Below are 11884 nucleotides of genomic sequence, written 5' to 3'. Positions count from 1 at the left end.
AGGTTGCTCACGTGTTACTCACCCGTTCGCCGCTCGAGTACCCCGAAGGGCCTTTCCGCTCGACTTGCATGTGTTAAGCACGCCGCCAGCGTTCGTCCTGAGCCAGGATCAAACTCTCCAAACAATGTCTGTCCGGATGAATCATCCAAGCAAAACCGTCAATAATGACGGGGTCATACATGTGTGATGCACATGCACTGGCTTTTAACACACTGTTGAGTTCTCAAGAAACGGACGCGTTTTCCGGCGTTTCGTTTCGGTCTTGCGTTATGTCTTAATTCTTACAGCCACCCGATTCCCTGTCAAATTGACCGGACTCGCTAGAACTGCAGGAATTAAGCTCGGCCCCGTTTCCGGGACAACCCCTCTAACTTACCAGCCCTTGAGAGTGGACGCGAACGTCCACCGGAGTGGAGGAGTCTGGAGGTTGTCCCCTGAGTGAGGCCGGCGATCATGCCGTCCTCTCGGGACTGATGAACTGTATGTGCGCCTCCTGGAACCGTCAAATCGGCGGTTCCGCCATCCGCCTCCCGGGCATTCACAGTCAGTAATCGCAAGGGAGCGCACGTGAACACTCTGCCCAGGGCACTCGTCATCCTGGTGGGCATCGCCGGCGCGGTCATCACCCTGTTCGGCCTCCGGGAGGTCGCCTCGGTCGTCGGCCCCTTCGTGCTGGCCCTGGTCCTCGTCATCGCCGTCGCCCCGGTGCGCGGCTGGCTCGCCGCGCAAGGGATGCCCATCTGGGTGCAGGTCGCGGTGCCGTTCCTCGTCGTCGTGCTGGTGCTGCTGGGCATGGTGGGCATCCTGACCATCTCGGTCACCCAGCTGACGTCGCTGCTGCCGGCGTACGCGAGCGAATTCGAGCAGTTGCTCGCCGACACGCAGCGGTTGGCCGCCACGTACGGGCTCGGCACCGACGCGTTCAACCGGGCGTTGGACGCGTTCGATCCGAACCGGTTGTTCGAGCTGGCGCAGGGCCTGCTCGGGAGTTTGATCGGCGTGCTCTCGGCGAGCTTTCTCGTCGTGGTGTTGTTGCTGGCGATGTGCCTCGACGCGCCGGTGATGGCCAGAATCCTTACCGCGGGGGAAGGGAAAAGACCCCAACTGGTGACGGCGCTCGCCACCTTCGCGCACAAGACGCGGCGCTATCTCATCGTCTCCACGGTCTTCGGGCTCTTGAGCGCGATTCTCGACGTGCTCGCGCTGTCGCTGCTCGACGTGCCGTTGCCGCTGCTCTGGGGTGTGCTGGCGCTGATCGCCAACTACATCCCGAACATCGGGTTCGTCATCGCATTGCTGCCGCCCGCGATGCTCGCGCTGCTGGACGGCGGCGTGCGGACCATGGTGCTCGTCGTCATCGCCTATATCGTCATCAACGTCGTCACCCAATCGTTCATCCTGCCCAAATTCCTGGGGGACGCGGTCGGGCTCACGACGACGATGACGTTCGTCTCGTTGCTCGTGTGGACGTTTGTGCTGGGGCCGCTCGGCGCCATTCTGGCCATCCCGTTGAGCCTGCTCGCCCGGGCATTGCTGATTGACAGCGACCCCAGCGCCGCATGGGCGCAGGCGCTCGTGTCAGGCAGACTCCCGAACCGGTGAGACCAGCCGTCCCATGGGCACCCCGCTCAGCCGCTTGACGTCGTGGGACAGGTGAGCCTGGTCGGTGTAGCCGCTCGTGGCGGCGACCTCGGCGAGGGGCATGCCGGCGCGGGCGAGCCGCAGCGCGTGCTGGAATCGGACGATGCGTTGCAGGGTCTTGGGCGCGTAGCCGAAGGCGGCCACGGCGCGGCGGTGCAGGTGGCGATCGCTGAAGCCGAGGTCCCAGGCCACTTCGGTCACCGTGCGCCCGGCCATGAGCGCCCTGGCGATGGCGGGCGCGGCGGGGTCGGCGGCCGAACGGGACAGGCGCCGCTCGACGGCCGCGCCCATGGCCTCCAGACGCCATTCGGACCGGGGGGCGCAGGACTCGTCGATCGGCAGACCGGGGAGAGCGGACAACGGGACCCGCTGGTCACGCAGCTCGTGGACCGGGGCCCCGAAGACGTCGCCGACCGCGCCAGGCTTGAACCGGATGCCGATGAAGGTGTCGCCTGCCGCCATGGCCGTGGGCATGGGGCCCGTGTCAGGTCCGGCCACGAACAGGCCCTCGGGGCCCCAGATGAGGTCGACGCAGGCGTCGGGCACCACGAGCTGGGTGGTGTCCGTCTCGCTGACCTGGTGCCACACGCAGGCGACGCGCCCGGCGAGGTCCGGGCCGGGAGGCCGTTCCTCGTACATGACTCCAACGTATGCCACCCCACCGACAGAACCTCAGGGCAGCCGCCCGTACGCGCGCAGCGTCTTCAGCCTCTGGACGGCGAGGTATCCGCCCCATTCGTGCTCGACCACCGGTGTCCAGATCAGCCAGTTGAGGCCCCACTTGTCGTCCTCGAATCGCGGGTCCATGAAGGCGTCGAGATGGGCGTCCAGGACGTCCTGGGTGAACAGCGGCAGCCGCAGCGGCTCCGGCGCGAAGTCCAGCGGGAAGTGCACGTCCCCCGGCGTGTCCGGATCCAACGCGACCGTGGCCAGGATGGCCTCGCGCAACCGGGCGAATTCGGCCTCCGCCCGATCCCGCTCCGTGACCAGGTTCAGGAAGGTCACGATCGCGCGGGCTTCGTACGGGCTGGTCTCCTGGACGGCCGCAATCCGCGACCAGCAGAAGTCCGTGGCGGTGGCGAGCCAGGGGTGTGTGATGCCGTGCTTGTGCAGCAGTCCGGCGATCGACGCCGTAGGGATGAGGTTTCCAGGCGGATCGTCATCGGTCTGCCACCACGGCGCCCTCAAGGTGTCCCTGACCGACGGCAGGACGAACGGCACGCCTCCGTCGGCCGCCGTGACGCCGGCCAGGTAGTCGCAGGCGGCCGGCACCATCGGCGAGTCGAAGGCGGCGAGCTCGTCCAGGATCCAGAACGCGACCTCGACCGGTTCGGGCTGGCTGCCCGCGCCTCGCAGGTCGGGTTCGAGCGCGTGGCCGAAGCCGCCGTCGGGGTTCTGGTAGCAGCGCAGCACGTCCAGGGCCCGCTCCCGCGAGCCATCCCGGAACAGCGCCTCGAAGCGCAATCGGTCGATCAGCCTTCCGTGCAGTTGAAGATATCTCTCTGCCCGATCCAGCACGTCCATGAGTCGCTTCCTTTCCCTCGTGGTCCTTCCGCGCGACGCTACCCTCGCCGCCCGGCAGCTCACTTGTAAGAATCGGACGCATGGAAGAGCAGCGGCGATGGGACAACGACGAGCGGTTCACCGGTGCGAGCGACGCGGCGGCGATGTTGCCCGCCGCGCCCGGCTGGGAGGTGCCGGGCGCGCGGCTGCTCGAGGACGGAGTAGGTCGCCGAGGAGGTCACGGAGTGGCCAGCGCCTCGGTCGGCGACATCCTGGCGGCGCGTACGGCCGGGTAGAAGCCTGCGATGCCGCCGATCACGAGCGTGGCCAGCACTCCGCCGGCCATGGCCCAGACGGGCACGATCGCCGGCCAGCCCTGGAAACCCGCGTACGCCCCGGTCACTCCGATGCCGAGCAGCACGCCGCCGACACCGCCGATGGCCGACAGCAGCAGCGACTCGGCCAGGAACTGGAGCCTGATCTGGCCCTTGGTCGCCCCCAGGGAGCGGCGCAGGCCGATCTCGGCACGCCGCTCCAGGACCGAGATGACCATCGTGTTGGCCACGCCCACGCCGCCGACCAGCAGTGCGACGCCGCCGAGGCCGAGCAGGAGGGCGTTGAGCGTGGCGTCGGTGGCCTGCTTAGCGGCCAGCACGTCGGAGGGCCTGGAGACCTCGACCTCGTTCGGCTTCTCGGGGTTGGCGGTGGCGCCGAGTACGTCGCTGACCGCGACGACGTGGTCTTCCTGCGCTCTGGCGTAAATCGTGGTCGCGTATCCGTCGAAGTCCAGCCGTTCCTCCGCGACCGGCCAGCCGACGAGGGCGGCCGTGTCGAGCTCGGGCGCCAGCGGCGCGGGGGCGAGCACGCCGACGATGGTGAACCATTGGCCGCCCAGCCACACCCGCTGGTCGGGGCCCGCCTGCACGACGCCGAGCCGGTCGGCGGCCTTGGCGCCGAGCACGGTGGCCGGGTAGCGGTGGGTGGCCGCGTTCAGCCAGGCGCCGCTGACCACGGTGACGCCGGTGTCCTGGAGCAGGTCGAGCCGGGCGGCGGTGACGGAGATGCTGCCAGTCTCGGCCGCGGGGATGCGGTCGTTGCGGTAGACCTTGGCGGGCGTCGTGCCGGTCGCGGTGACCGACGTGACAGGGGCGATCTGCCCGATCATGCCCTCGGCTTCGGCGGGCAGATGGGACGCCTCGCCGAACAGGGTCTGCCCCGGCGACACGGTGAGCAGGTTCGTGCCGAGCGCTTCCAGCTGCCGGTTGAGGTCCTCCTGGCTGGAGGCGGAGATGCCGACGACGCCGAGCATGGCGGCGATGCCGATGGCGATGCCCAGCGCGGACAGGAACACCCGCAGCGGTCTGGCCCGCAGTCCGGCTCCTCCGACTCTGACCACGTCGCGCGGGCGCAGGCGGGATGTGGTGAGCACCGTCATGTCCTGGCTCCCTCAACGAGTCCACTGCGCGCCTCCGGCACGACGCGACCGTCGAGCATTTCGACCTGCCTGGGCAGGGAGGCGGCGATGCCGCGGTCGTGGGTGATGATGACCACAGTGGTGCCGGCCGCGTGCAGCTCGCGCAGCAGCTCCATCACGCCGGCACCGGAGCGGGAGTCCAGGTTGCCGGTCGGCTCGTCGGCCAGCAGCAGCTCCGGGTTGCCCACGACGGCGCGGGCAATGGCCACGCGCTGACGCTCGCCGCCGGACAGCTCGTGCGGGCGGTGGTCGATCCGGTGCTCGAGACCGACGCGTTCCAGTGCCTCGTAGGCGCGCAGCCGCCGCTCGCGCAGCGACGGTCCCCCGTACAGCAGGCCGTCGGCCACGTTGTCCAGCGCGGGCACCCCGGCGGCGAGGTGGAACTGCTGGAAGACGAAGCCGATGACGTTGCCGCGCAGGGCGGACAACTGCTTGTCGGTGAGCGCGCTCACGTCGTGCCCGGCGATGCGGACGGTGCCGCCGGTCGGGCGGTCCAGTGTGCCGATCATGTTGAGCATGGTGGACTTGCCCGAGCCCGACGGGCCCACGATGCCGACGAGCTCGCCGTACTCGATGTCCATCGAGACGCCGCGGAGGGCGGCGACGCCGCCGTACAGCTTGCTGACATCACGCAGTTCGACGATCACTTGGGCACCGCCACGGTCACGCCCTCGTCCACGCCGGTGACCTCGACCTTGCCGTCGGCGAACATGCCGGTTTCGACCGGGACGTAGCGCGTGGCCGAGCCCTCCACGACCTGCATGCCGTAGCCGCCCTCGGCCAGCGCGACCAGCGCTCCGACGGGCACGGCCAGGACGTTCTCGCGCTGCTCTGCGACGATCGTGACGTCCACGGGGGCGGCGTCGAACGACTTCTTCAGCCCGCTCACCGACACCGTGACCTCGACCGTGGTGGCGGTGTCGTTGCCGCTGCCGGTCTCGGTGGCGACCTTGCCGACGCTCGCGACCTTGCCCTTCACGGTGCTGCCGTCGGGCAGCTCGACGGTGGCCTGCCGGCCCTTCTTGACCAGGTGCTCATCGGCCACGTCGAGGTTGACGAGCACCTCGCGGGTGGTGCCGGTGGCGGTGAGCACGGGGCCGCTCGCGGTGTCGCCGAGGGCCTTCTTCAGCTCGGCGACGCGCAGGGGGCCGTCGGCGACGACGACGTCGCCTGGCTGGACCACGCCTGTGACGTCGTGGCCGAGGTCCTCCTGCCAGTCCTCGACGGCCTCCCTGGTGGCCCAGGTGAACTCGTTGTCGACGTCGAAGCCGGTGTAGCCGAGCTTGTCGAGGTTGCGCTCCAGCAGCTCGACGTCACTGCCCGTGACGCCGTCCTGGAGGGTGCGGTAGAGGGGCATGTCGCCGTACAGGAGGGGGCGGCGGTCGGCGTCCTCGCTGAAGACACCGTGGCCTCGGGTGATGGTGGAGCCCTCGCCGGGCAGCCAGGTGATCGTGCCCTGGGACTTGGCGGCGATGGTGATCGCGTCGCCGTAGCCGAGGGTGCCGTCCACGGTCGTGGTCTCGGTGAGGGTCGTACGGCTCACCGTGGCGGTGGCGGGGGGCGTGCGGCCGGCGGTGGTCGTGCCGGCGCCGTTGCCGCCGAAGCCCACGGCGGCGGCCGCGACGGCGGCGGCGAGCAGCGCGGCCCCGCCCGTCCAGGCCAGGGCACGCACTGGGCTGCGGCGGCGCGGCGGCAAGGCACGCGTGGCCCGTGCGGACTTCTCCTCGATCTGGGTCACTTGGTCTCCCCTGTCCTGGGGAACTTGTCCTGGCACGCGTCGAACGCCTTCTGGAACTGCGGATCGTCGCGGTTGAAGTTGCGTCCTTCACCGGTGCCCATGGTGCCGTCGGGGTTGGGGTCGGGCATGTCGACGCCGTTGTCTCGCATGCACTGGGCGAACTGCCGCATCTGTTCGACCTGCTGGGGGTCATGCTGCGCGCGGACCCTGGACGGCGCGGAGTCGCGGCAGGCCTCGAAAGCCTCCCGGAACTTGCTGCTGTCGGCGTTCTGAGCGAGATGTGCGAGGCCGCCGCCCCCGTTCGGATCGGGATCCTCCATGGGGATGCCGTGCTCGCGCATGCACTGGGCGAACTTCCTGCCCTGCTCCTCCTGGTCGGCGGTGGGCGTGGCGCTCGCGCCCGCCGAGGGCGGGGATGAGCTGCTGGCTACGGAGGCGACTCCGGTGCTGCCCTGCTGGCCGGCGCATCCTGTGGCCAGCGCGGCGAGCAGGACCGTCGCGACGATTGTCCGTCTCATGCTCCGAATGTGCCGAGCGCGCTTCAATGCGAGCTGGGAGCCGCCTCGGAGTCAGGTAGGAGCACACGGAAGGCAGCTCCTTTGCCCGGAGCGGTGTCGAGCTCGACGCGTCCGCCGTGCGCGCGCACGATGGCCGAGACGATGGCGAGACCCAGCCCCGCACCGCCGTCGGCCCTGGATCTTCCCTCGCTGACCCGGTAGAGGCGGTCGAACAGGTGCGGCACGTGCTCAGGCGGGACGCCGGGCCCGGTGTCGGCGACCTCCAGCACGGCCATGCCGTCCGACCTGCCGACCTTGACGGTGATCGCGGCGTCGGGCGGCGTGTGACACAGCGCGTTGCCGACGAGGTTGGCGGCCACCTGGCGCAGATGGGCCTCGTCGCCCACGATCGACACGGGCGCGAGCGGGCCGTCCAGCCCGGCCAGCCTGACCTGCCGGTCCGGTACGCGGACGCGGGCGTCCCTGATCGTGTCGGCGGCCACTTCGAGCAGGTCGACGGGGTGGCGGTCGGGCGGGCGCTCCTCGTCGAGCTGTGCCAGGGTGAGGAGGTCGTTGACCAGCACGCCCATCCTTGCGGCCTCGTCCTCGATCCTGCGCATCGCCTCATCGGCGTCGCCGCCGCCCCTGCGGTGGAGCTCGGCGAAGCCGCGTACGGACGTGAGCGGGGTGCGCAGCTCATGGGAGGCGTCGGCGAGGAAGCGCCGCATGCGGGCCTCGGAGTCGGTCCTGGCGGCGATCTCGGACTCCAGGCGGTCGAGCATGACGTTCATGGCTCCAGCCAACCGGCCGGGCTCAGTGTGCGGGTCGTGGGCGTGGACGCGGCGGGAGAAGTCGCCGCGGGCAATATGCCCGGCGGTGGCCTCCATCCTGGTGAGCGGGCGCAGGCCGAGGCGTACGACGGCGGCGGCGGCCAGTCCGAGCAGGAGCAGCACCAGCGCACTGACCGCGACGGCGATGGCGATGGCCGCGGTCTGGGTCTGCTCGAGCTCGGCCAGCGACTGGCTGACCGCCAAGATGCTGCCGTCGGGCCACTCGGCGGCGCGCACTCGCCAGGAAGCGTCTGAGGTACCGGGAACGGTGTACGTCACACCGGTTCTGAGGTCGCCGATGAGGGGGGCGTCCTGGCCGGGGTCGGCGGTCGTGAACTGCAGGGAGCCGTCGGGCTTGTAGAGCATGATGTGCTGGTGGGCGGTGGCCCGCTTTCCGAGCATGCTGAAGAGGTCGGTCCCCATGGCCCGCTGCGTGAACGCGTGGATGGTCCTGGCGGTGATGCCATTGGTGAACTGCGTGAGCTGGGCGTCCACGCGGCTCATCAGATTGTCGCGCAGCAGCATGACGCCGACGACGTTGGAGAGCACGAGCGCGACCGTGGTGAGGCCGAGGATGGCCATGACCAGCCGGGTGCGCAAGGTCCAGGTGGCGGGTCTCATCGTGGGGTCCTCAGCGTATAGCCGACCCCGCGTACGGTGTGGATGAGCTGCGGCTCCCACTTGTCGATCTTCTTGCGCAGGTAGTAGACGTACGACTCGACGATGCTGGAGTCGCCGTCGAAGTCGTAGCGCCAGACGCTGTCGAGGATCTGCGCCTTGCTCACCACCCGGCCGGCGTTGGTCAGCAGGTATTCGAGCAGGTTGAACTCGGTGGGCGACAGCTCGACCGGCACCCCGGCCCGGCGTACCTCGTGGGCCTGCGGGTCCAGCTCCAGGTCGGCGTAGCGCAGGACGTCGTCGCGCGGGACGGCGCGGCTGCGGCGCAGGATGGCGCGGATGCGCAGCACCACCTCCTCCAGACTGAACGGCTTGGCCACGTAGTCGTCGGCGCCCAGCGTGAGCCCCTGCACGCGGTCCTCGACCTGGTCGCGGGCGGTCAGGAACAACACGGGGATCCGCTCGCCGAGCCGTCTGGCCACCTCGAACCCGTCGAAGTCGGCCAGCATCACGTCGAGCACCACGATGTCGGGCTTGAACTCCCTGGCGGCCGTCACCGCCTCCGCGCCCGTCTCCGCGGTCCGCACCTCGAAGGAGACCAGTCGCAGGGTCTGCGAGAGCAGGGCGCGGATGTTGGGCTCGTCGTCCACGACGAGCACCCTGGCGGGTCGATCCATGGTTAAAGGAATACCCGAGCCACCTCAATGCCGGCTCAAAGGCGTCACTTCACGAAGAACACGGGACCACGCGGTCTGAACGGCAGCGATGCGCCCTGCGGCACGAGGAACGCGTGCTCCCTTCGGATGCGCAGCACGTCGCACCCACCGTCGGTGATCACCAAGATGGGCCCGTCCGGTGGGAAGTCGTCGGCCTGCTCGAGCAGCCTGACGCCCGGCTGCAGGACCGTGCCGCCGCGGCCGCGCACCCTGACCTTGCCCGCGATCTCCTCGACCGGCAGATAGCCCGCGTCGTAAGCGGCGGCGTCGCAGAAGACCACGCGGGCGCGGGGCACGTCGCGGGCCGCGGCGTAGGAGGCGATCGCGCCGAGCGCCTTGCCGAGCAGCTTCACGTCCATGGAGCCCGAGGTGTCCAGGACGACCCCGAACGTGGCCTTGCGCACGACCTCCTCCGGGCGTACCCAGCCGGGGCGCGGTATGCCGGGACTCGACGCCTGCCGGCGCGACGCGCGGGCGTAGGAGCGGCGCTTTTCCTCGGGCTGGAAGTGCTCGTCGAACCAGCGGGCCAGCTGGGCGTCCCAGGGCAGCGGCGGCTGGTCCAGCGCGCGGATCTCCTCCTCGAGCCCGGCAGGCAGGAGGCCCCGCCCGCTGCTCTGGTGGTAGGCCAGGCCGGTGCAGAGCGCGTTGCGGTAGTAATCGTCGAGGTCGACGTACCCGCCGACGCGGCGGGGCGGGCGGTCGAGCACGTCGCCGAGCCCGCGCCCGCGCAGCGTGGCGAGCTTGCGCAGGCGGCGCAGGTCGGTGGCGATGTGGTCGTAGACCGCCTCGGCGGACATGCCGCTCAGCGACTGGTCGAACAGCAGACCCTCCGGCATGTGACCGACGCCCATCTCGACCAGCCAGCCGTTGATCACGTAGTCGCAGGCGACGTTCCACAGGTACGGGTCGCGCATGCCGCACCGCTCCCCGTGGCGCAGCGCGGCGTGCAGCATCTCGTGGGCCAGCACGAACCGCCATTCGTCCTCGGAGTGCTGGGCGAGCGGGTTGATGTAGATCTCCCCCGCCTCGGCGCTGACCGCGGCGATCGAGATGGACCAACCCCTGGCCAGCTCCGCGTCGGAGACGATCTTCATGCCGGCGGCCAGGGCCCCGAGCAGCGGGTATGAGGACGTGAACCAGCGCAGCGCCAGGTCCCACGGGCCCTTGACGTGCCCTTCGACCGGGGTGCGCGGCTCGCCGGCCTGATCGAGCGCGCTCGTGGCTGCCTCGGCGACGCCGATCGCGAACGACCGCTGGAAGTCCATGTCCTCGGCCAGCTTCGCCGAGCCGATGCGGAAGTCGGGCTCGCCCAGTGGCTTGACCGGGGCCGGGATCCCGAGCCTGCGCCACCGCTCGGACAGCGTCACCTCGTCGTTCTCCGGCAGCTCGGCGGGCAGCAGCCAGGGACAGCTCCCGATCTTCAGCGTGCGCAGGAACCGCTCCACGGCCAGGCAGCAGGCGGCGTGGTAGGCGGGGTGCGGGCGGTCACCGTCGATGTCCTTGGGCGCGCAGGTGCGCGGGTCGGCGTGGCCGAAGCCGAGATGCAGCAGGAGGTGGGCGAACACCCAGGTCCACTCCTCGGCCGGGGCGCGGCGCTTGGGGTGGAAGCGCACGTCGCCGTCGTCGGTGACGACCGCCCAGGTGTCGTTCGTCAGCTCGCCGTCGTCGGCCTCCTCCAGGTGAGGGTAGAAGACGCGGAACAGCGGCTGTTTCGTGGTGGCGCGCCAGCCCTTCATGAGCTCGGCCCGCCACGGGTCCACCTTGGCCTTGCGGCGGCTCATGACCGGGCGGCCATCAGCCGCGGCACGTCCCTACCGACCTCGACCAGGAACCAGGTGGGCAGTGCCGGGGCGCCGTCGGCGTTGTTGGCGATGACGAGCTGCGCGCACTCGAGGGAGATCTCGGCCAGCGCGACCAGCAGCGTCTTGGCGCGGAACCCGAGGTCACGACCCCGGGAGGAGGCGCCGCGCTGGTCCGCGGGCAGCTCCTTGATCAGGCGCGCGCGGAACGCCTCGGCCAGGAAGTAGAGCAGGTCGCGCTCCTCGGGCGCGCGCGGCCAGGGCGCCTCGCCCTTCAGCACGGCCTCCAGGTCGTACGCGTGCCGCACGGTCTTGACGTACGCGCGGAACGCCGAGGCGTGGGTGGTGGTCAGCGTGCCGAACGCGAGCATGGCGATCGTCTCGTCGGGCACGTCGTCGCCGTAGGACAGGAGCACGTCGGAGAGCATGTGCCAGGCCCGCGGCGAGGAGAACGGCTCCTCGGTCTTCGGCGGCGGGCTCCACAAGTGGTCGGGCCGCTGCACGAGGTAGTCGACGATCCATGGGTGGATGCCGTTGGCGGCCGCCCACTTCAGCCAGTCGTCGGCCGAGGCCCGCAGGTGGACGTGGACCAGCCGGTTGATCAACGCGGAGGCCATCGGGCGGGCGAGGGCGTTGTCGGTCGCCCGGTTGCCCGCGCCGATCACAACCGAGCCGGCCGGCAGCTCGTACGTGCCGATCCTGCGGTCGAGGATCAGCGAGTAGAACGCCTTCTGCACCTCCGGCGCCGAGGCGTTGAGCTCGTCGAGGAACAGGCAATAGGGCTCCGCGCGGGCGATCGACTCCGGCGGCGCGAACCGGCTGCGCCCGTCGACCAGCTCGGGCACGCCGATCAGGTCTTCGGGGGCGAGCTGGGTGCCGAGCAGCGTCACGCACTCCAGGCCGAGGGAGTCGGCGAACTCGCGGACCAGCGAGCTCTTGCCGATGCCGGGCGCGCCCCACAGGAACACGGGCCGGACCACGGCGACGTGCAGCAGCAGCTCCGGGAGCTGTGCCGGGGTGACCGTGACCGTTGCCTGCACGCTGTCCAGGGTGACGAACCAGGCGCCG

At 70.1% G+C, this 11884-nt stretch carries 12 protein-coding genes and 1 rRNA gene; 2 read left to right on the top strand and 11 right to left on the bottom strand.

Features of this window, described 5'->3' with window-relative positions; genetic code table 11:
* Positions 1-124 (bottom strand): 16S ribosomal RNA (locus tag ACTWPT_RS02360); the annotation flags it as partial.
* A 476-nt stretch (positions 125-600) separates the two neighbouring features.
* On the opposite strand from ACTWPT_RS02360, the gene ACTWPT_RS02355 reads away from it, so the two are divergent.
* Positions 601-1602 carry an AI-2E family transporter gene (locus tag ACTWPT_RS02355; RefSeq protein WP_443175528.1) on the top strand — a complete coding sequence of 334 codons (1002 nt, stop codon included), beginning with the start codon at positions 601-603 and terminating at the stop codon, positions 1600-1602.
* Here the strand turns inward: ACTWPT_RS02355 and ACTWPT_RS02350 are convergent.
* Both ACTWPT_RS02350 and ACTWPT_RS02345 read right to left on the bottom strand, forming a co-directional pair.
* Positions 1579-2280, bottom strand: a complete 702-nt coding sequence (locus tag ACTWPT_RS02350; RefSeq protein ID WP_443175527.1) for a DUF6597 domain-containing transcriptional factor — start codon at positions 2278-2280, stop codon at positions 1579-1581. The genes ACTWPT_RS02355 and ACTWPT_RS02350 overlap by 24 nt on opposite strands.
* 33 nt (positions 2281-2313) lie before the next feature.
* Positions 2314-3165: a hypothetical protein gene (locus tag ACTWPT_RS02345; protein ID WP_443175526.1), complete on the bottom strand. Its 852-nt coding sequence runs from the start codon at positions 3163-3165 to the stop codon at positions 2314-2316.
* 80 nt (positions 3166-3245) lie between these two features.
* Here ACTWPT_RS02345 and ACTWPT_RS02340 point away from each other — a divergent pair, with 80 nt between their 5' ends.
* Entirely contained in the window at positions 3246-3440 is a 195-nt protein-coding gene (locus tag ACTWPT_RS02340; RefSeq protein ID WP_443175525.1) for a hypothetical protein, read from the top strand.
* Here the strand turns inward: ACTWPT_RS02340 and ACTWPT_RS02335 are convergent.
* The 8 genes from ACTWPT_RS02335 to ACTWPT_RS02300 are packed head-to-tail and all read right to left on the bottom strand — an operon-like array spanning position 3383 to position 11856.
* Entirely contained in the window at positions 3383-4579 is a 1197-nt protein-coding gene (locus ACTWPT_RS02335) for an ABC transporter permease (protein ID WP_443175524.1), read from the bottom strand. The two genes, ACTWPT_RS02340 and ACTWPT_RS02335, sit on opposite strands and share 58 nt — an antisense overlap.
* Positions 4576-5262 (bottom strand): ABC transporter ATP-binding protein, encoded by a 687-nt coding sequence (locus ACTWPT_RS02330; RefSeq protein WP_443175539.1) that lies wholly within the window; start codon positions 5260-5262, stop codon positions 4576-4578. The genes ACTWPT_RS02335 and ACTWPT_RS02330 overlap by 4 nt, the downstream gene beginning before the upstream one ends.
* Complete coding sequence (locus tag ACTWPT_RS02325; RefSeq protein ID WP_443175523.1) at positions 5262-6356, bottom strand: peptidoglycan-binding protein; 1095 nt, start codon at positions 6354-6356, stop codon at positions 5262-5264. Before ACTWPT_RS02325 ends, ACTWPT_RS02330 begins: the two co-directional genes overlap by 1 nt.
* Positions 6353-6874 carry a hypothetical protein gene (locus ACTWPT_RS02320; protein WP_443175522.1) on the bottom strand — a complete coding sequence of 174 codons (522 nt, stop codon included), beginning with the start codon at positions 6872-6874 and terminating at the stop codon, positions 6353-6355. Before ACTWPT_RS02320 ends, ACTWPT_RS02325 begins: the two co-directional genes overlap by 4 nt.
* A 23-nt stretch (positions 6875-6897) precedes the next feature.
* On the bottom strand, positions 6898-8304 hold the full coding sequence (locus tag ACTWPT_RS02315; RefSeq protein WP_443175521.1) for an ATP-binding protein: 1407 nt from the start codon (positions 8302-8304) through the stop codon (positions 6898-6900).
* Entirely contained in the window at positions 8301-8978 is a 678-nt protein-coding gene (locus ACTWPT_RS02310) for a response regulator transcription factor (protein ID WP_443175520.1), read from the bottom strand. The genes ACTWPT_RS02315 and ACTWPT_RS02310 overlap by 4 nt, the downstream gene beginning before the upstream one ends.
* A gap of 44 nt (positions 8979-9022) precedes the next feature.
* Positions 9023-10798, bottom strand: coding sequence for a vWA domain-containing protein (locus tag ACTWPT_RS02305; RefSeq protein WP_443175519.1), 1776 nt, complete (start codon positions 10796-10798; stop codon positions 9023-9025).
* The gene (locus tag ACTWPT_RS02300; protein WP_443175518.1) at positions 10795-11856 is read right to left on the bottom strand and encodes an AAA family ATPase; all 1062 of its coding nucleotides are present in this window, start codon (positions 11854-11856) and stop codon (positions 10795-10797) included. The genes ACTWPT_RS02305 and ACTWPT_RS02300 overlap by 4 nt, the downstream gene beginning before the upstream one ends.
* Positions 11857-11884 lie beyond the last annotated feature (28 nt).

The sequence above is a fragment of the Nonomuraea sp. 3N208 genome (assembly GCF_052245935.1).
In the GTDB taxonomy this organism is placed as follows: domain Bacteria; phylum Actinomycetota; class Actinomycetes; order Streptosporangiales; family Streptosporangiaceae; genus Nonomuraea.
The sequence above is the reverse complement of the archived record's forward strand: the minus strand, read 5'-3'. Positions and strand labels throughout refer to the sequence as shown.